25 protein-coding genes and 1 riboswitch are annotated in these 22,681 nt (G+C 59.3%); of the genes, 17 read left to right on the forward strand and 8 right to left on the reverse strand.

The features are described 5' to 3' along the window. The first annotated feature begins 7 nt into the window (after positions 1-7). The 5 genes from rlpA (at position 8) to lipA (ending at position 4,617) form a co-directional block, all read left to right on the forward strand. The gene (gene rlpA, locus J9788_RS12725; RefSeq protein WP_046896766.1) at positions 8-1,093 is read left to right on the forward strand and encodes an endolytic peptidoglycan transglycosylase RlpA; all 1,086 of its coding nucleotides are present in this window, start codon (positions 8-10) and stop codon (positions 1,091-1,093) included. Positions 1,094-1,273: 180 nt separating this feature from the next. After that, positions 1,274-2,485: a D-alanyl-D-alanine carboxypeptidase DacA gene (dacA, locus tag J9788_RS12730; RefSeq protein WP_004940010.1), complete on the forward strand. Its 1,212-nt coding sequence runs from the start codon at positions 1,274-1,276 to the stop codon at positions 2,483-2,485. 104 nt (positions 2,486-2,589) lie between these two features. After that, entirely contained in the window at positions 2,590-2,856 is a 267-nt protein-coding gene (ybeD, locus tag J9788_RS12735; RefSeq protein ID WP_004940012.1) for a DUF493 family protein YbeD, read from the forward strand. Positions 2,857-2,990: 134 nt separating this feature from the next. Further along, positions 2,991-3,659, forward strand: coding sequence for a lipoyl(octanoyl) transferase LipB (gene lipB, locus J9788_RS12740; protein ID WP_176445972.1), 669 nt, complete (start codon positions 2,991-2,993; stop codon positions 3,657-3,659). After that, on the forward strand, positions 3,652-4,617 hold the full coding sequence (lipA, locus tag J9788_RS12745; RefSeq protein WP_004940018.1) for a lipoyl synthase: 966 nt from the start codon (positions 3,652-3,654) through the stop codon (positions 4,615-4,617). The genes lipB and lipA overlap by 8 nt, the downstream gene beginning before the upstream one ends. Before the next feature lie 93 nt (positions 4,618-4,710). Here lipA and tatA read toward each other — a convergent pair whose 3' ends face one another. Next, positions 4,711-4,926 carry a Sec-independent protein translocase subunit TatA gene (tatA, locus tag J9788_RS12750; protein ID WP_004940019.1) on the reverse strand — a complete coding sequence of 72 codons (216 nt, stop codon included), beginning with the start codon at positions 4,924-4,926 and terminating at the stop codon, positions 4,711-4,713. 218 nt (positions 4,927-5,144) lie between these two features. On the opposite strand from tatA, the gene J9788_RS12755 reads away from it, so the two are divergent. Further along, the gene (locus tag J9788_RS12755) at positions 5,145-6,212 is read left to right on the forward strand and encodes a diguanylate cyclase (RefSeq protein WP_182264980.1); all 1,068 of its coding nucleotides are present in this window, start codon (positions 5,145-5,147) and stop codon (positions 6,210-6,212) included. Positions 6,213-6,216: 4 nt separating this feature from the next. On the opposite strand, the gene J9788_RS12760 is transcribed toward J9788_RS12755, so the two are convergent. Continuing rightward, positions 6,217-6,642, reverse strand: a complete 426-nt coding sequence (locus J9788_RS12760) for a GNAT family N-acetyltransferase (protein ID WP_182264981.1) — start codon at positions 6,640-6,642, stop codon at positions 6,217-6,219. Positions 6,643-6,725: 83 nt separating this feature from the next. Beyond that, positions 6,726-6,788, forward strand: a riboswitch (Fluoride riboswitch). A gap of 78 nt (positions 6,789-6,866) precedes the next feature. Between J9788_RS12760 and crcB the strand changes: the two genes are divergently transcribed. The 3 genes from crcB to J9788_RS12775 all read left to right on the forward strand — a co-directional run bounded on the left by crcB (position 6,867) and on the right by J9788_RS12775 (position 9,333). Further along, a complete protein-coding gene (crcB, locus tag J9788_RS12765; RefSeq protein ID WP_019454092.1) occupies positions 6,867-7,250 on the forward strand; it encodes a fluoride efflux transporter CrcB in 384 nt (127 codons plus the stop codon). Between the two features lie 289 nt (positions 7,251-7,539). Then, complete coding sequence (locus tag J9788_RS12770; protein ID WP_182264982.1) at positions 7,540-8,136, forward strand: TetR/AcrR family transcriptional regulator; 597 nt, start codon at positions 7,540-7,542, stop codon at positions 8,134-8,136. Positions 8,137-8,142: 6 nt separating this feature from the next. Then, positions 8,143-9,333, forward strand: coding sequence for a multidrug effflux MFS transporter (locus J9788_RS12775; protein ID WP_046896763.1), 1,191 nt, complete (start codon positions 8,143-8,145; stop codon positions 9,331-9,333). A gap of 57 nt (positions 9,334-9,390) precedes the next feature. Here J9788_RS12775 and cspE read toward each other — a convergent pair whose 3' ends face one another. Then, on the reverse strand, positions 9,391-9,600 hold the full coding sequence (gene cspE / locus J9788_RS12780; protein WP_004940030.1) for a transcription antiterminator/RNA stability regulator CspE: 210 nt from the start codon (positions 9,598-9,600) through the stop codon (positions 9,391-9,393). 345 nt (positions 9,601-9,945) lie between these two features. Between cspE and J9788_RS12785 the strand changes: the two genes are divergently transcribed. The 6 genes from J9788_RS12785 (at position 9,946) to J9788_RS12810 (ending at position 15,862) form a co-directional block, all read left to right on the forward strand. Then, positions 9,946-11,109, forward strand: coding sequence for a M20 peptidase aminoacylase family protein (locus tag J9788_RS12785; protein WP_182264983.1), 1,164 nt, complete (start codon positions 9,946-9,948; stop codon positions 11,107-11,109). 188 nt (positions 11,110-11,297) lie between these two features. Next, positions 11,298-12,623, forward strand: a complete 1,326-nt coding sequence (locus J9788_RS12790) for an LLM class flavin-dependent oxidoreductase (protein ID WP_046896761.1) — start codon at positions 11,298-11,300, stop codon at positions 12,621-12,623. A gap of 26 nt (positions 12,624-12,649) precedes the next feature. Beyond that, positions 12,650-13,570, forward strand: a complete 921-nt coding sequence (locus J9788_RS12795) for an ABC transporter substrate-binding protein (protein ID WP_182264984.1) — start codon at positions 12,650-12,652, stop codon at positions 13,568-13,570. Positions 13,571-13,579: 9 nt separating this feature from the next. Beyond that, positions 13,580-14,107, forward strand: a complete 528-nt coding sequence (locus J9788_RS12800) for a GNAT family N-acetyltransferase (RefSeq protein WP_047025715.1) — start codon at positions 13,580-13,582, stop codon at positions 14,105-14,107. 30 nt (positions 14,108-14,137) lie between these two features. Beyond that, positions 14,138-15,025, forward strand: coding sequence for an amino acid ABC transporter permease (locus J9788_RS12805; protein WP_004940038.1), 888 nt, complete (start codon positions 14,138-14,140; stop codon positions 15,023-15,025). Between the two features lie 9 nt (positions 15,026-15,034). Next, complete coding sequence (locus J9788_RS12810; protein WP_227414555.1) at positions 15,035-15,862, forward strand: amino acid ABC transporter ATP-binding protein; 828 nt, start codon at positions 15,035-15,037, stop codon at positions 15,860-15,862. A gap of 36 nt (positions 15,863-15,898) precedes the next feature. On the opposite strand, the gene J9788_RS12815 is transcribed toward J9788_RS12810, so the two are convergent. After that, complete coding sequence (locus J9788_RS12815; protein ID WP_015376923.1) at positions 15,899-16,408, reverse strand: VOC family protein; 510 nt, start codon at positions 16,406-16,408, stop codon at positions 15,899-15,901. A gap of 167 nt (positions 16,409-16,575) precedes the next feature. On the opposite strand from J9788_RS12815, the gene J9788_RS12820 reads away from it, so the two are divergent. Together J9788_RS12820 and J9788_RS25100 are read left to right on the forward strand one after the other, a co-directional pair. Further along, positions 16,576-17,055 carry a cold-shock protein gene (locus J9788_RS12820; protein WP_004940042.1) on the forward strand — a complete coding sequence of 160 codons (480 nt, stop codon included), beginning with the start codon at positions 16,576-16,578 and terminating at the stop codon, positions 17,053-17,055. A gap of 81 nt (positions 17,056-17,136) precedes the next feature. Continuing rightward, positions 17,137-17,298, forward strand: coding sequence for a YnfU family zinc-binding protein (locus tag J9788_RS25100; protein WP_015376921.1), 162 nt, complete (start codon positions 17,137-17,139; stop codon positions 17,296-17,298). A gap of 6 nt (positions 17,299-17,304) precedes the next feature. On the opposite strand, the gene J9788_RS12825 is transcribed toward J9788_RS25100, so the two are convergent. From J9788_RS12825 to J9788_RS12840, 4 genes are all read right to left on the reverse strand, one after another. After that, positions 17,305-18,753 carry a GGDEF domain-containing protein gene (locus tag J9788_RS12825; RefSeq protein WP_046897101.1) on the reverse strand — a complete coding sequence of 483 codons (1,449 nt, stop codon included), beginning with the start codon at positions 18,751-18,753 and terminating at the stop codon, positions 17,305-17,307. A gap of 602 nt (positions 18,754-19,355) precedes the next feature. Continuing rightward, positions 19,356-19,907 carry a flavodoxin family protein gene (locus J9788_RS12830; RefSeq protein WP_033642149.1) on the reverse strand — a complete coding sequence of 184 codons (552 nt, stop codon included), beginning with the start codon at positions 19,905-19,907 and terminating at the stop codon, positions 19,356-19,358. A 326-nt stretch (positions 19,908-20,233) separates the two neighbouring features. Next, on the reverse strand, positions 20,234-21,766 hold the full coding sequence (locus tag J9788_RS12835; protein WP_182264986.1) for a glycosyltransferase family 39 protein: 1,533 nt from the start codon (positions 21,764-21,766) through the stop codon (positions 20,234-20,236). A 125-nt stretch (positions 21,767-21,891) separates the two neighbouring features. Beyond that, the gene (locus tag J9788_RS12840) at positions 21,892-22,035 is read right to left on the reverse strand and encodes a hypothetical protein (protein WP_162837200.1); all 144 of its coding nucleotides are present in this window, start codon (positions 22,033-22,035) and stop codon (positions 21,892-21,894) included. Between the last annotated feature and the right edge of the window lie 646 nt (positions 22,036-22,681).

Genomic DNA, 22,681 nt, shown 5'->3' on the forward strand with positions numbered 1-22,681 from the left:
GTGAGTAATGCGTAAGGAATGGCTTTGGATCGGCGTCGCGGCGGTGTTGCTCTCCGCCTGTACCGCCCCGACCACGGAACAGCAAGCCCCTCCGCAGCCGTACAACGGCCCGGTGGTGGAAATCGGCGGCGTCGAGCCTCAATATGAACCCTATAACCCTAATAACATGCAGGATTATAAGGTTAATGGCGATACTTACCGCATCGTAAAAGATCCGCAGAACTTCTCGCAGACCGGCCTGGCGGCCTGGTATGGCGAAGAAGCCAACGGCAACACCACGGCACTGGGTGAGCAGTTTGACCCCAACGGCCTGACGGCGGCGCATCCGACCCTGCCAATCCCAAGCTATGTGCGCGTCACTAACCTGGCCAACGGCCGTCAGCTGGTGGTGCGCGTCAACGATCGCGGGCCATACACCAAGGGCCGCATCATCGATCTGTCGAAAGCCGCCGCCGACCGCCTCAACCTGTCCAACAACACCAAGGTCAAGGTCGATTTCATCAACGTGGCGCCCGACGGCACGCTGAGCGGCCCCGGCACCATCGGCACCATCGTGGCGAAACAGAGCTACGCCCTGCCGGCGCGTCCGGATCTCGGCTCCAGCGGCATGGGCACCCCTATTCAACAGGAGGCGCCGATCGCCAGCGGCGCGGCGGTGCGCCCGATCGATAACAGCACCCTGCGCACCGACGACAACAGCGCCCCTGCAGCCGGCGGCAATGCCGCCAACGGCCGCAGCGGTTTCCTCGGCGCGCCGAGCGCGGTGCCGGCCGGGGTGCTGGAAGGTTCCGAACCTGAAGCCGCCGCGGTGGCCGCACCGGTCGCGGCCGGCGCTGCGGCTGTCGGCACGGCTGCCGTCGCTTCTTCCGGCGGCTACGTGGTGCAGGTCGGTGCGCTGAGCAGCGCCGAGCGCGCCCAGAGCTGGCAACAGAGCCTGAGCCAACAGTTTGGCGTGCCGGGCAAAGTAGCGGCCAACGGCAACGTTTATCGCGTCCAGCTTGGCCCGTTCAGCAGCCGTCAACAGGCGGCCCAGCTGCAGCAACGCCTGGCCAGCGAAGCGCAACAACAGTCTTTCGTTACTGCTGCACCCTGAGCGTTAAGCCCGGCGGGCATTCACGGCCGATAAGCGGTTATTTAGCTGAAACATTTTCTTGCAGCTAAAAGGGCACTAACCGCAATTAGTCAGATGAATGGGTAATGCCTGCCGGGATCGCATCTGCTATAGTGTGGCTCGTTTTTTAACTTTACTTTCACGGATGTTGTAGTCCCGATCATGAAACAAGTAACTTCTTTTCGCTTAATCAAAAGCATCGCCCTCGGCACCGTTATCGCAATGAGCGCAGCCTCCGTTGCGCACGCCGATGACGTTAACATCAAAACCATGATCCCAGGTGTCCCGCAGATCGATGCGGAAGCGTACATCCTGATTGATTACAACTCCGGCAAGGTGCTGGCCGAGATGAACGCCGATGCGCGTCGCGATCCGGCCAGCCTGACCAAAATGATGACCAGCTACGTCATCGGCCAGGCGCTGAAAGCGGGCAAAATCGGCCAGGACGATTTGGTGACTGTCGGCCAGGACGCCTGGGCGACCGGCAACCCGGTGTTCAAAGGCTCCTCGCTGATGTTCCTGAAGCCGGGCGATCGCGTGCCGGTCTCCAAACTGACCCGCGGCATCAACCTGCAGTCCGGTAACGACGCCTGCGTGGCGATGGCCGACTACGTCGCCGGCAGCCAGGATGCCTTCGTCAACCTGATGAACACCTACGTCAGCAAGCTGGGCCTGCAGAATACCCACTTCCAGACGGTGCACGGCCTGGATGCGCAGGGCCAATACAGCTCGGCGCGCGACATGGCGCTGATCGGCCAGGCGCTGATCCGCGATGTGCCGGAAGAATACGCGATTTACAAAGAAAAAGAGTTCACCTTCAACAATATCCGCCAGATGAACCGCAACGGTCTGCTGTGGGATAACAGCCTGAACGTCGACGGCATCAAAACCGGCCATACCGACGCGGCGGGTTACAACCTGGTGGCTTCGGCGACCGAAGGCCAAATGCGCCTGATCTCCGCCGTGATGGGCGGCCGCACCTACAAAGGCCGTGAAGCCGAAAGCAAGAAACTGCTGACCTGGGGCTTCCGCTTCTTCGAAACCGTGGCGCCGCTGAAAGTCGGTAAAGAGTTCGCCTCCGAGCCGGTCTGGTTCGGCGATGCCGACCGCGTTGAGCTGGGCGTGGACAAAGACGTCTACCTGACCATTCCGCGCGGCCGCATGAAAGATCTGAAGGCCAGCTACGTGCTGAACACGCCGGAAATTCACGCGCCGCTGGCGAAAAACCAGGTGGTGGGCAGCATCAACTTCCAGCTGGACGGCAAAACCATCGACCAGCGTCCGCTGGTGGTGATGAACGAAGTGAAAGAAGGCGGCTTCTTCAGCCGCATCGTGGACTACATCAAACTGATGTTCCATCACTGGTTCGGTTAACGGTTGAAACGGGCGAAATCGTCCCCATATAGTGAATAACACTAACTCCCGCCCCGGCGGGAGTTATACTTTATAGATTAGCTAGCACTCTGGAGCGCACGCACATGCAAAAAACTAAACTGAACGAACTGCTCGAATTCCCTTGCTCGTTTACCTACAAGGTGATGGGCCTGGCGCAGCCAGAGCTGGTTGACCAGGTGGTTGAAGTGGTGCAGCGCCATGCGCCGGGCGATTACAACCCGCAGGTCAAGCCAAGCAGCAAAGGCAACTACCACTCCGTCTCCATCACCATCAATGCCACTCACATCGAGCAGGTCGAAACCCTGTACGAAGAGTTGGGCAACATTGAAATTGTTCGCATGGTGCTGTAATTCCAGCATAAACCCCTGCTTATCAACCCGGGATGGCGCAGCGTCTTCCCGGGTTGCGCATTTTTGGTCAGCGAAAGGCTGGTCGCAGACCGGAGCGCCCGGTATAATGGCTTTACCACTTCTGTAACCTGACGATGACTCTTTTGCAACCAGACAAGATCATTTTGCGTCAGCTGGGGTTGCAGCCCTACGCGCCTGTATCCCAAGCCATGCATAACTTTACCGACGGTCGTACCGAGACCACGCCGGACGAGCTGTGGCTGGTGCAGCATCACCCGGTGTTCACCCAGGGCCAGGCTGGCAAAGCCGAACATGTGCTGATGCCCGGCGACATCCCGGTTGTCCAGAGCGATCGCGGCGGCCAGGTGACCTACCACGGGCCGGGTCAGCAGGTGATGTACGTGATGGTCGATCTGAAACGCAACAAGGTCGGCGTACGTCAATTGGTCACGGCGATAGAAGATACGGTTATCAACACCCTCGCCCACTTCCGTCTCGCATCGCGCGCCCGTCCGGATGCGCCCGGCGTGTACGTGGGGGAGCAGAAAATCTGTTCGTTGGGTTTGCGGATCCGCAAAGGCAGCTCATTCCACGGCCTGGCCCTGAATGTGGCGATGGATCTCAGCCCTTTCCAACGCATCAACCCTTGCGGTTACGCCGGCATGCAGATGACGCAGGTCAGCGCGCTGGCGCCCGGCGTTGGCATTGAAGACATACACCCAATCCTGGTACAGGAATTTGTTCATTTACTCGGCTACCAGACGGTCGAGCTTCGTAACTGGAACCTGCACGATTATGAGTAAACCAATTCAGATGGAACGCGGCGTCAAATACCGCGATGCTGACAAAATGGCGCTGATCCCGGTCAAAACGGTGGTCACCGAACGGCAGGAGCTGTTGCGTAAACCCGAGTGGATGAAGATCAAACTGCCTGCCGACTCAACGCGCATTCAGGGCATCAAAGCCGCGATGCGCAAGAACGGCCTGCACTCCGTCTGTGAGGAAGCCTCGTGCCCTAACCTGTCCGAGTGTTTCAACCACGGTACCGCCACCTTTATGATCCTCGGCGCCATCTGCACCCGCCGCTGCCCGTTCTGCGACGTGGCCCACGGCCGCCCGATCGCGCCGGACGCCAACGAGCCGGAAAAGCTGGCGCAAACCATCGCCGACATGGCGCTGCGTTACGTGGTGATCACCTCGGTTGACCGCGACGATCTGCGCGACGGCGGCGCTCAGCACTTTGCCGACTGCATCTCGGCCATCCGCGCCAAAAGCCCGAACATCAAAATTGAAACGCTGGTGCCGGACTTCCGCGGCCGTATGGACCGCGCGCTGGAGATCCTCACCGCCACGCCACCGGACGTATTCAACCACAACCTGGAAAACGTGCCGCGCGTCTACCGTCAGGTGCGTCCGGGCGCCAACTATGAATGGTCGCTGAAGCTGCTGGAGCGCTTTAAAGAAGCGCACCCGGATATCCCGACCAAATCCGGCCTGATGGTCGGCCTGGGTGAAACCAACGCGGAAATCATTGAAGTGATGCGCGATCTGCGTCGCCACGGCGTGACCATGCTGACGCTGGGCCAGTACCTGCAGCCAAGCCGCCACCACCTGCCGGTGCAGCGCTACGTCAGCCCTGCCGAGTTTGACGAGATGAAAGAAGAAGCGATGGCGATGGGCTTCACCCACGCCGCCTGCGGCCCGTTCGTGCGTTCGTCTTACCACGCCGATCTGCAGGCCAAAGGGATGGAAGTGAAATAACGCGTAATAGTTTGTTACGCTATAGACGGCGGAAACGCCAAAAAACGGATGTCCGCAAGGCATCCGTTTTTTATTGCGCGCGGTCAGACGGGGTTAAACGTCTTTCTTTTCGACGCTCTGCTGAGCGGACTGGCTTTCGGCGGCGTTGTTGCCGGCGGCCGGCGGCGTGCTGTCATCGCCCACGGCTTTTTTAAAGCCTTTCAGCGCCGCGCCAAGATCGGCGCCGAGCGTGCGTAGTTTGCTGGTGCCGAACAGTAAAATCACCAACACCGCAATCACCAGAAGTTTGGTAATGCTGATACCTTCCATACTCACCTTCTTATCATAGAGCGCTGCGTGAACAGCGAGAAAAACTGACCTTGCCTGCGAATATTTAGCGACTTTCCTTTGGCTGGCACAACCGCAACATGTAACAGAGTGAGATCCGTCGCAGGAATGCCACACGGCTTCACGGCGTGAATCCCAGACTATTCTTAGTTTATCACCCGCATGATACGCTGCCATGATACTCATCAGGGAGATGCCGGATGTATATTGCCCCACCCATTTTCGATGCCCGAAAATCCGGCCTCAGCTTCGCCAAACGCACCTACCTGCCCCGCGCCGTCGGTCTGGGGCTCGGCTTTATCTGCGTTTGTGTCGCACTCTATCCCCTGGCTCCGCCCACGGCGGTCTGGCTCTTGCTGGCCTTTCACGGCTTTCTCTGGCCGCATCTCGCGTACCGCCTGGCCTGCCGCGCCCAAGATCCGTTCAAAGCCGAAATTCGCAACCTGCTGATCGACTCCGCTTTCGGCGGCTTCTGGGCGGCGATGATGGCGTTCAACGCGCTGCCCGCCATCGTCATCCTGTCGATGATGAGCATGAATAACATCGCTTCAGCCGGCAAAGCGCTGTTTGTCAAAGGATTGGCGATTCAACTGGCCGCAGCGGCGCTGACCGGCGCGCTGCTCGGCTTCCCGTTCCACCCGCACAGCACGCCGCTGCAGATCTATCTGTGCCTGCCGATGATCTACCTTTACCCGACGCTGCTCGGGCTGGTGACCTATCGCACCGCCAAACGGCTGGCGGAAAAAAAACAGGAACTGCAACGCATCAGCACCCGCGATGGGCTGACCGGCTTGTACAACCGCCGCCATTGGGAGCATCTGCTGCATCGTCAGTTCGACAGCTGCCGCCGCTACCAGGACAACGCCACGCTGATCCTGATGGATATCGACCGCTTCAAAACCATCAACGACACCTTCGGCCATGCTTTGGGGGATGAGGCCCTGGCGGCGCTGGCGGAAGAGCTGCTGATTGGCTTGCGCAACGTGGATATCGTCGGGCGCTACGGCGGCGACGAGTTTGGCGCGGTGCTGCCGAACACCAGCGCCGAACAGGCGGAAACCGTCCTGCGGCGCATCCAGCAGCAACTGGACGCCGTTATCTTCAAAGAGGCGCCACAGCTGCGGCTGCAGATCAGCGCTGGCATCGCCAACTACCACCCCGCGTTGGGCGGCTATCTGGACTGGCTGAAAGCGGCCGACAGCGCGCTCTATCGGGCGAAGCAAAACGGCCGCAACCGGCTGGAAACGGCAGTGTCGCCAGGGGATTAACTCACTAACTTAATAACTTGGCAAAATACTTCGGCGCTTCAACAAAGCCTTCGCGCAGGTAAAACGCATGGGCCCGCTCGCGGCGACTGTGGCAATGAACCTCCAACCGATCGCAGCCGCGACGGTGTGCCAGCGCCTCTCCCTCCGCCAACAACCGCCGCCCTACGCCCGCGCCGCGCGCCCGATCGTCGACGCAAAAATAGCTGATGCGGCCAATGTCGCCGGCCAACGCCAGCTGCGGCAGAAAATGCAGCGACAACACGCCCAGCACCTGCGCCCCATCCACCGCCACCAGCAGCGCCTCGTCCGGGTGCGCCAACAGTTGCTGCATGCGCTGCGTCAGAAACGCCTCGGTGCCGGGATAGCCCAACGCCGTCATCAATTCGGCGATAGCGTGCCGGTCGCCCAGACGCGCCGCTCTGATTTCCATCGGTTTTACCTCGCAGGGGGTCGATACTACAAAATAGACGGCGTTAGGTGTAACATCCATCGGGTACGGTGAAAAAGGCCGTGCGGCACGCTGGAGATGACATTCCTCCCTAACCGCCTTCACAGGCTGATGATGTCTACGTAACCTCTCGGAGAGAGGCGCGTAGCGTTACGCCTGTCCCTTTCCGAGCCCGTGAATTTCTCTGTTTGAAAGGGAGTTGCCCCATGTTGAGTTCTTTACTGGCCGTCTTTATCGGCGGCGGCGTCGGCAGCGTTTTGCGCTGGGCGGTAAGCATGAAAATGAATCCGCTGAACGCCCACATCCCGCTCGGTACGCTGATGGTCAATCTGGTCGGCGGTTTTATCATCGGCCTGGCGATGGCGATTTTCACCCGCATGACGCACCTGGATCCCACCTGGAAATTGCTGATCACCACCGGGTTTTGCGGCGGCTTGACCACCTTCTCCACCTTTTCGCTGGAGGTGGTGTATCTGATGCAGGACGGCCGCTTCGGCTGGGCATTGGCCAATATGCTGCTCAACCTGGCCGGTTCGCTGGCGATGACGCTGCTGGCCTTCATGCTGGTGATGTGGGTCAACGGGCGCTAAGCCCTTAATGTTTCCTTAATCTTGCATGCGCATAATCTCATCCAGAACTCCTGACTGGATGAGAAATCGCTATGTTTAGCCTGCCGAAAACCACCGCCGAAACGATCGCCGTTGCGCTGTGCGTGCTGATCGTCGCCGCCTTTATCAACGCCTACCTGTTCGCCTAAACACCTTTTCCCCGCGGCGCGCGTTCATCTTGCGTCCTCCCCATCCGTTACACTACAATTGAGAATGAACGTTCACACCCAAAATTGTGAACCCGGCTCACGCGCAGCAAAGGATCGGGCAGATGCTCTCCCCCAACGACAGTAAACAGGCCAAGGTGCAGGCGCGCCGCGATCAGATCGTCGAAGCGGCGAAAACCAGCTTCCGCCGCCACGGCTTCCATGCCGCCAGCATGGCGGAGATTGCCCAGGGCTCGCAGCTCAGCGTCGGGCAAATCTATCGCTATTTCGCCAATAAAGACGCGATCATCGAAGAGATCGTCAACCGCATCATCACCAGCAAGATGCAGCGCCTGGAAAACCTTGGCGATCACATCAACCTGATCGCCGGCACGCTGGCGGCGCGCACGCTGTTTCAGCAACCGGGCGAGAGCGAAACCGATCACATGCTGATGCTGGAAGTGACCGCCGAGGCCACGCGCAACCCGGTGGTGGCCAAACTGCTCAGCGATGCGGAAGCGCGGCTGTTTCGCCACGTGTGCCACAACCTGCGGCGGCTGTATCCCGACTTCAGCGCGGAAGAGATCGCCGCGCGGGTGGAGTTTATCGCCGTCATGAGCGAAGGTACCGGTTACCGAATCCTTACCACGCAAAAAGCCGATGCGTCCCTGCTGCGCGATCTGTATCAGCAGGCCATTTCTCACCTGTTCAGGAAATCTTAATCTCCCATGACCAAACACTTAGCCAGACAACGTCTGGTGTACGCCGTCGTGCTTGGCCTGTTGGCCGCGCTGGGGCCGCTGTGCACCGATCTCTATCTGCCCGCCCTGCCGGAAATGGCGGGCGAGCTGAATACTTCCACTGCCGCCGCTCAGCTCAGCCTGACCGCCGGGCTGCTCGGCCTGGGCGTCGGCCAGCTGATTTTTGGCCCTTACAGTGACAAACTGGGCCGTATGCGCCCGCTGCTGCTGTCGCTGATCCTGCTGCTGGGCGCTTCGCTGTGGTGCGCGCTGGCGCCCACCATTGACCAACTACTGATCGCCCGCCTGCTCCAGGGCATCGCCGGCGCCGGCGGCGCGGTGATTTCCCGCGCCATTGCCCGCGATCTGTACGCCGGCCATGAGCTGACTCGTTTCTTCGCCTTGCTGATGCTGGTTAACGGCCTGGCGCCGATCGTCGCGCCGGTGCTGGGCGGCGTCATGCTGCAAGTGATGAACTGGCGCGGCATCTTCGGCGTGCTGGCGGCCATCGCCGTGCTGCTGTTCAGCCTGTCGGCGCTGAAGCTGCGCGAATCCCTGCCGGTAGAGCGCCGCAGCCAGGGCGGCATTCTGGCGATGCTGATGTCGCTCGGCGGGTTGCTGACCCAGCGCTATTTCATGGGCCTGTGCCTGACGCAGGGCTTCGTAATGGCCGGCATGTTCGCCTATATCGGCGCTTCGCCTTTTGTCTTGCAGCAGATCTACGGCCTCAGCCCGCAGATGTTCAGCCTGTGCTTCGCCATTAACGGCGTCGGGCTGATCATTGCGGCGCAGCTGGCCAGCCGTCTCAGTTCACGTTGGGGGGAACGCCGGGTGTTGAAGAGCGGGCTGACGATGGCAGCCATCGCGTCGCTGTTGCTGCTGTTGGCCGCCGCGCTGCATGCGCCGCTGGTCGTGTTGCTGGTGCCGCTGTTCTTCTCGGTGGCGGTGATCGGCATCGTCGGCCCGACCGCCTCGTCGCTGGCGATGCAAAGCCAGGGGGACAAAGCCGGCAGCGCGTCGGCCTTGATCGGCGTGTGCATGTTCGCGCTTGGCGCCTGCGCCGTGCCGCTCACCGGGCTGGGCGGCACCTCGGGCCTGTCGATGGCGCTGACCATCGTCGGCTGTTACGCCATCGCCATCCTGCTGTTCAGCCTGTTGGCCCGCCGCAGCGACGCATAACGCGCCCAATAAAAAACCCGCTCAATGAGCGGGTTTTAAGAAATTCAGCTACGCAGCTTAGATAGCAGTAACGTTAGCGGCAGATGGGCCTTTGGCACCGTTCGTGATTTCAAATTCTACACGCTGGCCTTCAGCAAGCGTTTTGAAACCGTTGCTAACGATGGCAGAGAAGTGAACGAAAACGTCCTTGCTACCATCTTCCGGAGTAATGAAACCGAAGCCCTTGGATTCATTAAACCACTTAACGCTACCTTTAATCTTAGACATCAAACTTACCTTTAACGTGAATGAAAGACACAAAACCTGTGTCGATTACAGTACAGCAAGCAGGCAGGATTTTGTCCACCACCGCGATCACAGAAATCCGATAAAGAGTGAAAAAATCCGTGTTGTCCGGTGTAAATGAATGACACCGGTTGCAGTAAGTTGCCGTTCCAGGTCAATCCTCTCCCTGCGCCGGCGAACAACGCGCGAACGCCTAAACCTGCCCCTGCCCCCCATCGTTGACGCGCCGTGCAGACACAATCGCTATGAAATATAACCAGATGGTCTTTTTGCTTCGGCGGCCCCTGCACTAGGGTTAGGGTTTATTTCCCACTGTGAGCCAAGCCTATGACCAGCCAGTTGGCAGACAAGATCATCGCCTATCGGCGTGAACTGCACCAAAACCCGGAGCTTTCCAATCACGAATTCGCCACCACCGCCCGCCTGACCCGCTGGCTGCAAGAGGCGAACATTCGCCTTCTGCCATTGGCGCTGAAAACCGGCGTCGTGGCGGAGATCGGCAGCGGCCAGGGGCCGATCATCGCGCTGCGCGGCGACATCGACGCCCTGCCGATCGACGAAATCGCCGACGTGCCCTTCAGTTCGCAAAACAGCGGCGTGATGCACGCCTGCGGGCACGACTTTCACACCTCGGTGATGCTCGGCGCCGCACACCTGCTCAAAGCGCGTGAAGCCGAACTGGCGGGCACGGTGCGCATCTTCTTCCAGCCGGCGGAAGAGACCTTTAACGGCGCCCGACACCTGATCGACGCCGGCGCGCTGGATAACGTCGCGGCGATATTTGGCCTGCACAATGCGCCGGAGCTGCCCACCGGCACCTTCGCCACCCGCGCCGGGCCGTTCTACGCCAACGTCGATCGCTTCCAGATCCGCATCACCGGCAAAGGCGCCCACGCCGCCAAACCGGAACAGGGTGTCGATACCATCGTCACCGCCAGCCAGATCGTCGGCGCGCTGCAAACGCTGCCCAGCCGCAGCTTCAGCTCGCTGGAATCGCTGGTGGTGAGCGTGACGCGCATCGAAGGCGGCAATACCTGGAACGTGCTGCCGCAAACCGTCGAGCTGGAAGGCACGGTGCGCACCCACAGCGACGCGGTGCGCCGCCAGGTGCCGGATAAAATTCGCCAGGTGATCGACGGCGTTGCCGCCGCGCTCGGCGCACAGGCCGAACTCCACTGGCAGCCGGGGCCGCCGGCGGTGATCAACGACGCCCATTGGGCGGCGTTCAGCAAAACCGTCGCCGCCGAGGCCGGCTACCGGGTCGAAGAAGCGGAACTGCAAATGGGCGGCGAGGATTTCGCGCTGTATCTGCATCACGTGCCGGGCGCATTCGTCAGCATCGGCTCCGCCAGCGAATTCGGTCTGCACCATCCGCGTTTCAATCCCGATGAGCACGCCCTCTTCCCTGCCGCCCACTATTTTTCGCTGCTGGCGGAGCGCACGCTGCAACAATTAACCCCCGCAGCGAAAAAAGCCCTCAGCAACGCCTGAATAACGTGAAATAGTATTTCCCCGACGCCGCTGATGCTGCGCCGGGGATTATTATTTTCGCTCGCCGTGATATTTGCAGTTTTCAACATTTGAATATGCTGTTTTGTTGTTTTACATCCCGCCAGCGCTCATCAATAGTGGACGCATCAGACACCGCGCGCCTTTCGGCGCATGACAGGATAATCACGATGAGCGACAACGCGAATAATCAACGGCAATTACGGCTGGGCGCCATTCTGCACGGCGCCTCGGGAAATATGTCCGCCTGGCGCCACCCGGACGCCACCGCCGACGCCAGCATCAACCTCGAATTTAATATCGCCTCGGCGAAAAAAGCCGAACAAGGGAAATTCGATTTCGTCTTCGTCGCCGATGGCTTATATATCAACGAAAAGTCCATTCCGCATTTTCTTAACCGTTTCGAGCCGTTGACCTTATTGGCCGCGCTGTCCGCCGCCACCGACAAAATTGGCCTGGTGGGCACGCTCTCCACCTCCTACAGCGATCCGTTCACCGTCGCCCGCCAGTTCGCCAGCCTCGATCACCTGAGCAACGGCCGCGCGGGCTGGAACGTGGTGACGTCGCCGCTGGAAGGTTCGGCCAAAAACTTCTCGCGCGCCGAGCACCCGGAGCACAGCCTGCGTTACCGCATCGCCGGCGAGTTTCTCGACGTCGCCAAAGGACTGTGGGACTCCTGGGAAGACGATGCCTTCGTGCGCAATAAGGCCAGCGGCGAATTTTTCCGCGCCGGGAAACTGCACACCCTCAATCATCAGGGGGAGTTCTTCTCGGTGCAGGGGCCGTTGAACATCGGCCGCACGCCGCAGGGCCGCCCGATCCTGTTCCAGGCCGGCGCCTCCGAAGACGGCAAACGGCTGGCGGCCAGGCACGCCGATGCGATCTTCACCCATCACGACACGCTGGAGCAGGCGCAGGATTTCTACCAGGACGTGAAGCGGCAGTTGGTGGAACAGGGGCGCGAACCGGACGATCTACGCATCTTCCAGGGCGTCAGCGTGATCGTCGGCGACGACGATGCGGACGTCGAGCGTCAGTACCAGGAGACCGCCCGTCTGGTCAGCATCGAGAACGCCCTCAACTACCTTGGCCGCTACTTCGAACATTACGACTTTTCCCGCCATCCGTTGGACGCGCCCTTCCCGGACATCGGCGATCTGGGGAAAAACAGCTTCCGCAGCACCACCGACGCCATCAAGCGCAACGCCCGCGAGCGTAACCTCACGCTGCGCCAGGTGGCGCTGGAGGCCGCCTCGCCGCGCCCGGTGTTCAGCGGCACGCCGGAAGCGGTGGCCGACGGCCTGCAACGCTGGTTCGACGGCGAAGCCGCCGACGGCTTCATCATCAGCGGCGGTACGCCCAACGCCTTCGGGCACTTCGTCGATCGGGTGGTGCCCGTCCTGCAACGGCGCGGCCTGTTCCGCCAGGCGTACCACGGCGATACGCTGCGCGAACACCTGGGCCTGAAGCGTCCGTTGAACAGATTCACCCAATAATAAGATCGTTTTCAGGGATACCCGCTATGCAGAAAACCGTTACCGCCGCTCTCGTGGCGGCCTTGCTGAGCCTGACCGGCGCCGCGCAGGCGGGCACCGGCATCGATTTGCAGGCCAATGAAACCCCTATCCATGCGCCGAAAAACCCGCAGGCGATCGTCAAGCTGCCGGCCGATTTCCGCTTCGTGAAGCCGGGCCGGTTCACCGTCGCGATCGCCGCGCTCAACACGCCGCCGCTGGCGCTGTTCGCCGCCGACAACCGGCGGCTTATCGGCAGCGAAGTGGATATCGCGCAGTTGGTGGCCGACAGCCTGGGCCTGGAACTGAACGTGGTGCAAACCTCGTGGGAAGACTGGCCGCTGGGGGTGGTTTCCGGCAAGTATGACGCGGCCATCACCAACGTCACCGTCACCAAAGAGCGCAAAACCCGCTTCGACTTCGCCACCTATCGCATCGACTCGCTCGGCTTTTATGTCAAAACCGGCGGCAAGATCGCGACGATCAAACGGCCTGCCGATATCGCCGGATTAAAGATCATCGTCGGCTCCGGCACCAACCAGGAAGCCATCTTGCTGGCGTGGGACAAACAGAACCGGCAGCAGGGGCTCAAACCCTTCCAGCCGATCTACGTGACCGACGATGCGGCCGCCACGCTGGCGATCCAGTCCGGCCGGGCCGACGCCTATTTCGGGCCCAACGTGCTGGGCGCCTATAAAGCGGCGCTGAATGGCCGTACCCGGCTGGCGGGCACGGTGGAAGGCGGTTGGCCCAAGGCGGCGCACATCGCCGTCACCACCCGTAAAGGCAACGGGCTGGTGCAGGCGGTGAATGAAGCGCTGAACGGCGCGATCCGCGGCGGACAGTACGATCAGGTGCTCAACCGCTGGGGCGAGAGCGTCGAACGTCTTGCGCAGTCGGAAATCAACCCGCCCGGTCTGGGCGATTAGGAGCGCGCGATGACGCAAGACACTTTCATTCAGACGCTGCCGACCGACCCGCTGATCGCCCCGGTGATCGAGGGGCTGTTCGGCGAATATCGTCAGCGTTACGGCGACTATTTTGGTGACCAGGAACCGGAACCGCTGGACCTGTACGCACCGCCGCAGGGTGCCTTCATCGTGCTGCTGCGCGCCGGTACGCCGATCGCCATGGGCGCCTTCAAGCGCTATGACGGGCAAACCGCCGAGCTGAAGCGTATCTGGACGCGGGGCGATCTGCGCCGCCAGGGCCTGGCGCAACGGGTGTTGCAGCAGTTGGAAACGCTGGCGCTGGCGCAGGGTTATCGCCGGCTCTATCTGACCACCGGCTTTCGCCAGCCCGAAGCGGTGGGCCTGTACCTGAGCAACGGTTATCAGCCGCAGTTCGATCCCACCGTCGACAGCGAGGTTTACAGCCGCCCACCCTACGATGGCCGCCTGCCGTTCCGCAAAAGCCTGATTGCAGAAGACGCCTGTTGTTGCGCGTCGGAAAGGAAAATCGCCTAAGGCCCCTTTATCTGTATCAGGAGACATGACATGTCCAAACAAGAAGTCTTGAAAGTGGTGCCCGCCCGCTATCCGCTGCGGCTGATCGGCGCGCTGTTTTCGCTGTTTATTCTGGCCGCCATCGTGCAATCGGTGGCGGGCAACGCGCGCTGGGAATGGGGCGTGTTCGCCGAGTGGTTCTTCGCCCCGGCGGTGCTGGCGGGGCTGGGACAGACCCTGCTGCTGACGCTGCTCGGCACGCTGTTCAGCATCCTGTTCGGCACCCTGCTGGCGCTGGCGCGGCTGTCGCGCTCTTACCTGCTGGCGTCGCTGGCCTGGGGGTATATCTGGCTGTTTCGCTCGCTGCCGCTGATCCTGGTGCTGATCATCCTGTATAACTTTTCCTATCTGTACGACGCCATCTCGCTGGGCATTCCCTTTACCTCGGTGGTATTTGCCAGCTACCCGACCATCGATATCCTCGGCCAGTTCGCCGTGGCGGTGCTGGGCCTGACGCTGGTGCAGTCCGCCTATACCGCCGAGATCATCCGCGGCGGCATCCTGGGCGTGGATTACGGCCAGCACGAAGCGGCGGCGGCGCTGGGCCTGCCGGGCTATCGCCGCACCTTCCGCATCATTCTGCCGCAGGCGCTGCGATCTATTATTCCGACCGGATTCAACGAGATCATCAGTCTGGCGAAAGGCACCTCAATCGTTTATGTGCTGGCGCTGCCGGAGCTGTTTTACACCATCCAGGTGATCTATAACCGCACCCAGCAGGTGATACCGCTGCTGATGGTGGCCACCGTCTGGTATCTGTTCATCACCACCGCCCTGTCGGTGATCCAATACTACATCGAACGCTATTTCGCCCGGGGCGCGGTGCGCGAACTGCCGCCGACGCCCTGGCAGAAACTGGCCGGCTGGCTAAAACGTTAGGAGACCCGCATGTCTGAAGCCATTGATTATTACGCCTTGCCCGAACAGCCGGCACGCAACCTCACCCCGGTGCCGGCGCGCGGCCTGATCGAAATCAGCAACGTCAGCAAGTTCTTCGGCAAACACAAGGCGTTGGACGACGTCAGCCTGACGCTGCAGCCGGGCACCGTGACCGTGATCCTCGGGCCTTCCGGCTCCGGAAAATCGACGCTGCTGCGGGCGATCAACCATCTGGAGCGCGTCGACGAGGGCTTTATCCGCATCGACGGCGACTACGTCGGCTACCGCCGCAAGGGCAACCGGCTGTACGAGCTGAAGGAAAAGGCCATCCTCCGGCAGCGCATCAACGTCGGCTACGTGTTCCAAAACTTCAACCTGTTCCCGCACCTGACGGTGCTGGAAAACATCATCGAAGCGCCGGTGGTGCACAAGATCCACTCCCGCGAACGGGCGAAAGCGCTGGCCTATGAGCTGCTGGATACGGTCGGGCTGCGCCACAAGGCGGACGCCTACCCGCGCCACCTCTCCGGCGGCCAACAGCAGCGCATCGCCATCGCGCGCGCGCTGGCGCTGAACCCAAAGGTGATCCTGTTCGATGAGCCGACCTCCGCGCTCGATCCCGAGCTGGTCGGCGAAGTGCTGGACGTGATTAAAGGGTTGGCGGATCTGGGCGTCACGCTGGTGGTGGTGACGCATGAAATCGGCTTTGCGCGCGAAGCGGCGGATCGGGTGGTGTTTATGGTCGACGGGCAGATCGTCGAGCAGGGCGATGCCAGACAGGTGCTGGCTCAGCCGCAGCACCCGCGCACCGTCAACTTCCTCAACAAAGTGCTGTGAGCGTCGGGGCGCCGATGCGCCCCGCGCAGGAGCAGGTTAGAGGCCGGCGAAACGCCGCTTCTCGGCGGCGAAATCCAGCGGGCGGATCCCCTGCTGGTTTTTGTCCTCTTCGGTCAGCAACGCCGGGGGAATAAACCAGGTCACCTCGAACAGCAGCCCGTCCGGATCGTGACCATAAATGCTTTTGTGCACGCCGTGATCCTCTTCCAACCCGAGAATGCCGCGTTCGGCCAGCTGATGGCGAATGCGCTCCAGCTCTTCCAGGCTGTCCACTTCCCAGGCCAGATGGTACAGCCCGGCCGGCGGCTCATGCTCCGCCGGCGGCTCGCCATTGGCGCGAAACACCCCGGCGCGCTGCTGGCCCAGGTTCTTGCTGAACAACGCCAAATCGTGATCGTTGTCCGAGTCGGCGGCCTGGGTAAATACCGCTCGATCGGGGCTGTCGGACGGCTTCAGCTTGAAGCCCAAGACCTGATGATAAAAGTCGGCGCTCTGCCGCACGTCGCTGACGTACAGCACGGCGTGATTGAGACGTTTGATGCCCATCGCTATTCCTTTTTGCGCATTGAATAAAGTCATCATGAACATAGCATGTCGCCGGGAAGCCGCTAAATGCCGTTATCGCATGACTAAATGCCGCCCGCGCAATCTGTCGCTGCAGGGCATTCCGCGCTATCATAAGCGCTGTATTGAACCTTTTTGTGAGAATAGCGATGAACGGCAAGATAACGACTTTTTTTGAAGACAAAGGCTTCGGCTTTATTACCGACGAGAACGGAGAAAATCGTTATTTTCACGTGATTAAAGTGCAAAACCCGGAGCTGATTAAGAAAAACGCGGCGGTGACCTTCGAACCGACCAACAACACCAAAGGCCCGTCGGCTTATGCGGTCAAAGTGTTGGCGCCCAGCAAATACATCATCATCGCCAATGAAAGAATCAAGATCACCAGCATCAAGTCTTTCAATACCTTCACCAAAGAAGTGCCGGTCAAAGCCGACGTGGATAAAGAGAACACCGTGCTGTCAGTCGGCCTGCTGATGAACCGCATTCGCCCGCAGTCCGAAGACCAGGCGCAGGCCATGCAAACGCTGCGCATGCTGACCATCACCACCTTCCAGAACACCACCCATACCTTCTCCGAGCACGAGATCGACATGGATGAGACCATCAAGGCGCTGAAAAGCCTGTAAGCCTCTGCGTACAGAAAATAACCAACGAAATTTGTCGTCGCCTGTGTTAGCGTGAGTTTTCACCTGACACAGGCTATTGATATGTCCGATTCCAGCAGCGTTAAAGGTTTTATCAACCGCTCCACCCAAATCGTCTGCCCTAAATGCGGCTATGTTACCCGGCAAAAATGCGCGGCAATGCTGCAAGACGTGATACTGATTTGCCCTAATTGCGAAACCCGCTTCGAGCCCAGGCAAGGCTGAAAACGGTTAGCGGAACAGGATATGCTCGACGCTGTTGCCGTTCACCACGTTGAACGACTCCACCCGATTACGCCCCTGCGATTTGGCGCGATACAGCGCGATATCCGCCATGTTCATCAACTGCTCCAGCGATTTCACCTCGTTCATCGCCAAACTGGCGACGCCGACGCTGATGGTGATTTTCAACGTCTGCTTGCCTTCCGCCTGCAGCTCCGTCTGCTCCACCAGCCGGCGCAGATGTTCCCCCAGCGCCACGCCCTGCGCCGCCAACGCGCGCGGCAGCATGATGGCAAACTCTTCCCCGCCCAAGCGGCCGAATAGCTGATCGTGCCGCAGCTCGCGCCGCACGATGTGCGCGAACGACGCCAGCACCTGATCGCCGACGCTGTGGCCGTGCGTATCGTTGATCTGCTTGAAATGATCGATATCGATCAGCAGTAACGACACCGCTTCTTTGGAACGGTGCTTGTGCTCCAACAGCTCGCCCGCTTTGCGCGTCATCGCGCTGCGCGCCAGCACGCCGGTCAGGAAATCGTGGTTGGCGCTGTGCTCCAGACGCCGCATAAGCTTACGGTTGGCCGCGATGGAACTGGCGAGGATCAGCGGCCCCATCACCAGCATGGCGATACCCAATCGGGCGGACATCAGCGTGTCGAGGAAGGCATTATGGTTGTTCGGCGTTTCATACAGCACCAGGTTGGCAGAGATGCTGCTGATCTCGGACATACCGGTCAACAGCGTCAGCAACGTCACGGGGAACAGCTGATAACGCACCGCGCACCACAGCAGCGCCGGGATCGGGAAGGCGATCGCGCCCGGCCCGCCGATATAGACGCTGAACGCCAGCGACAGCAGCAGCGCCAGCAGCGGCAGGCAGCCTTTCAAGCGCCAACGCACCTGCATGCGCAACAGCTGTTTCAACCGCGGCGCCGCCATCAGCACCGGCAACAGCAGCAGGGTCGTCGAAAACTGTTCGCTGAACCAGGCCAACCAGGCGACCACCACCGTGTTGTTGTACAGGCTATCGTTGCGCAGCACGGACAGCGTCGACGCCACCGCCGCACCGGCCAGGCTGGCGCTGAACATATAGAGTATCGCCTGGGGTTTACCCATGCGCCGTTGAGATTGCGGCAGCATCAGCATGATGCCGTAACCGACGACGATCAGCGACATGTTGCAGGCATTCAGCCACAGCGCCAAAGACCAGCCCTCGCCGGTGCTGAGATCGGCGGCAACCATGCCCAGATAGGTCGTAAGCCAGCCGAGCGGCGTGGCGTAAGCGGGTTTGCGCAGCAGCAGGCCGAGCAGAATCGCATTCACCGGCCAAAATAAAGAAAGCGAGCCAATCGGCCGGCTAAGAATGCCCACCAGGGAAAGTAAAAAGGCCAGCATGAAAAGATTGATGAGCTGAACCGTAAGCGGCAGGCCATGCCTGGCGTTTATTCTGGCGTTCATCGCCTCGCCCATATTTTGCTAATAACCAGAATAATAATGTGCATACTCTCTCGCCCGGCCAGTGAGGGATAATCAACCCGAATTTCAACCAAAAAAGCCAGACAAATCAATAATAAAAAGCATTAACAATTAATTAACAGACTTTTCTGAACCTAATGTGGCGGCGGTGGGCTCCCCCGCATACCGTCGGCAAATAATGCTCAGCTCTGCTGACAGCATAGCGCAAAGCGTAATAGGCCGCCGACGACGTTAATTACATTAATAAGATTGTGGTTATTGCTCGTTGAATGATATTTGAATAACTACGCGATTATTTTCCTGCAACTGGGCCGCCCGTGCAATAACAACCCAAAAAAAGCCCGCCTAAAGCGGGCTTGCTTGAACAACAGCAAATCGACAGTTACGACACAGCCATTCATTGCATGCCTGTGCTGCCATGCAGTGTAGCGGCGAAAGCTTAAGCAGACCTTAGCAACAAAAAACCCGGCCTAGGAACCGGGAATATTTGTACGAAATGCAGCGTTAGCCCAAGCAGGCTAATAACATTTCGCAGCTTACATGCCAAATGTGCAGAGAAAATGAACGCTGCACGCGGCAAGGCCTTACGCCAGTTTGGCGGCAAAGCCCGCCACGCGCTGACCATAGAGCTTGGCGGTCGCCAGATCGCCCGACAGCATCTCGTCCACGCCGGCATCCGACGGCGTTTGCACCAACAGCCCCACCGAACCGCCCAGGTTGTTGACATCGGTACGCTGCGCCGATTTGGTGTTGGCCGGCAGTAGCCCCAGACTGACCCACAGGCCGCCATGTTGCGAAGCCAGCGTTTGCAGCGCAATCAGCGTGACCTGTTTGTCGCCGTTCAGGCTGGCGCTGTTGGTAAAGCCGCCGAACACTTTGTCCTGCCACTTGCGGCCGAACCAGGCTTTGGAGCTGGCGTCGGCGAATTTCTTGAACTGCCAGGACGGGCCGCCCATATAGGTCGGTGAGCCAAAGATGATGGCGTCCGCCTCATCCAGCTTCTGCCACGCTTCATCGCTGATATCGCCTTCCTGATCGATGGCGATCAGTTCGGCCCCTGCGCCTTCCGCCACCACTTTCGCCAAACGCTCGGTATGGCCGTAGCCGGAATGAAACACCACTACTGTCTTCGCCATAGAAATTCTCCACTCATTGCACAGAGGCGCCGACGACGCCCATCTCGCGTTCAATCTAATCAAGCGCGCAACGGCTGAATACTGAATAAAACTGACGGTGTCATTCAAAAAAATCGTGCTACGCGCCGCCGGGTATGCGCAGATAAAAAAAATCCCGCACAAGGCGGGATAAACTTAACAGGGATGGGGTAATACACTACAGGGAATGGATAACACACAACATCATCGGGTAGAGCTACAGTACCAATCCCAATGTATAGAACTGTCATCCCCGCGTAAGTTTGCTCGGCCAGATGTAACGCCGAATGGGAAATATGACATTCCGCTTAAGGCACCACGAACAGCCTCGACTCGAAACCGCCGCTTTTGAAGGTGCCGGTATTGACCCACCCCGGCGGCGAACGGCCGAAGTCCTGATTGAAATCCCCGCCGCTGACCAGCCAGACCCGGCGATGGCCTTTCGCTAACGCGCTGAGGTTATCGACGTAGGTCTGCGCCGCCCGATCGTGGAAAAAGGTGCCGAAACCATAGGCATTGGGCTTGCCCGAAATGCCGTTGGGCCTGGCGGGGGTATACAGCAAGGCGCGATAGCCCTGCTTGTTGTAATACACATAGCTCAGGTAGTTGAACATGTTGCTGACCACCACCACATCGTTGGGCTGATAGTTACTGTTGATGTAGTGCACCATCACCTTGAACTCATCTTTCTCGACCGGATAGTCGTTGCGCACGCCGCAGCCGAACAGCAGGCTGAAGAACAGCAGCAAAGAGATCCCGCGCACCCGGCTTTTCGTACCGGCGATCAGCACGCCCAATACCAGCGGAATGCCGAGCGCGGCGGAATAAAGGTAGCGATCGACAAACAGCGGCGAACGCCAGGAAATGGCGAATACCAACGTCACCGGGATCAGCATGCCGCCGAGCAGCAACAGCGCATACTTTCTCGGCATCTGGCGCCGCCACAGCAGCAGTGAACATAAGGCGATAAACATCGCCGGCAGCAGCCAGAGAATGATCGTGGGATAGTTGCTGCCATCATGCCCGGTGAGAAAACGCCAATACATCGCCGGCAGATCGCTCCAGGCAACCTGAGGGATCCAACCGACGTCGCCGCCGACCCGCAGTTCGGCGATATGCGCCAGCAGATTGAGCAGCACCAGCAGCCAGGGAATATAGGCCACGCCAATCGCCGTATTGGCCACCCACCACGCCGGCTGTCTGATGTAACACTCGCCTTCGCGGCGGCACGACAGCGCCAACACCACCAGCCAGTGCGCGATCAGCGTGAAAATCGTGAAGTAGTGAGTATAAAAACTCAGCGTCATCAACAGCGCATACAGCGCCAGATAACGGCGGTTATCCGGCGTTTTCAGCCACTTCGCCAGCGCCATGGCGGCGGCGATCGCCAGCAGCCCCATCAGCGCATACATGCGCGCCTCCTGGCTGTAACGCACCGCCATCGGCATGATCGCCATCAGCCATCCCGCGGTCAGCGCCGCCCGCTCGTTGGTCAACCAACGGGTAAAACGCATCGCCAGCGCCACCGTCATCACGCCGAACACCAGGCTCAGCGCGCGGGCCGCCATAATGCCGTCGCCAAACAGCACCATCCAGCCATGCAGCAGCAGGTAATAAAGCGGTGGGTGAACATCGAAGGAAGCATGGTACAACAAAGCGCCCACATCATAGCGGCTGGTCAGCACGCTGGAGGCCTCGTCGCACCAAAAATACCGATCCGTTAAGGAAATAAACCGCACGATCGCCGAAAACGCCACGATCGCCAACGCGTAATGTTTGTAACCGATGCCTTTTAAGCCGTTATTGCTCAAAGAAACATTCGATACCTGTTGCAGTGACATAACCGCATTCCGCCCAAGAGAACCACACAGTGTGGAGACGCAGCGTCATCATTGCCGACGGCGGGTAAATGGCGGGTAAATCAGTGCGAAAAAATCGGCGCAATCACCGCGGCGGCGCACGGCCCTCAGCGGATTTCAACGGTGATGTCCGGGTAGGCCTTCTCCCCGTCGCTGAGGTAATGCCCCAACGCCCGGTAAGCCATGACGTACAGCACGGCGGCGCCGCACAGGCACAGCAAGGTCACGAGAAAGAATCTGGATTTGCGCACGATAGGCTCCATGGGTAAATTTTCACCTATTGTAACGCGGCAAAATAAACGAAGGTTCAATTGGCAGCGGGTCGACGGCCTCGCAGCGGACAAGACAGCATCGTTTCAGCATACAGATTAATACATCGAGGGCAGATCAATAAGTGACGAGGCCAGCGGAAGGGAACAGAAAACCGTTTATCCATTGCTGCCGTTATCCAGCATAAAGCCCGGCAATCCCATTGTCAGCCCCATTGTGTATACAGAAAACGCAGTAAGCCCCGCCACAGATGCCCCTCATTCTACCTACCCCCAGGCACCGTAGGCATTCCGGGTGCCACTTCCTCCTCGTGAGCAAAAAAATGAGCATCATGTTGAAAAGCGATAACACTGCACTTTTCTTTAAGCGTTTTTAATATGCCGTACACGCACAGCTAGAAAATTCTCACACACAAAACAGAAAATATGTTTCCATATGTCACAACAATCAACACCAGAACATAATCACATGATAAATAACAACATACATGACCAGCAACGCCCTACTCATTGCCAAACTTACAGATTAACCTTATTGATGCCAGCTTTTTGTGGTCAATTTTTAAGCAAAACAACCAGATTATAAAACCAAATCAGACATAAAAACAAATTAAACTTAGAATAAAAA

The organism is Serratia sp. X10, assembly GCF_017811775.1.
GTDB lineage: Bacteria > Pseudomonadota > Gammaproteobacteria > Enterobacterales > Enterobacteriaceae > Serratia > Serratia ureilytica.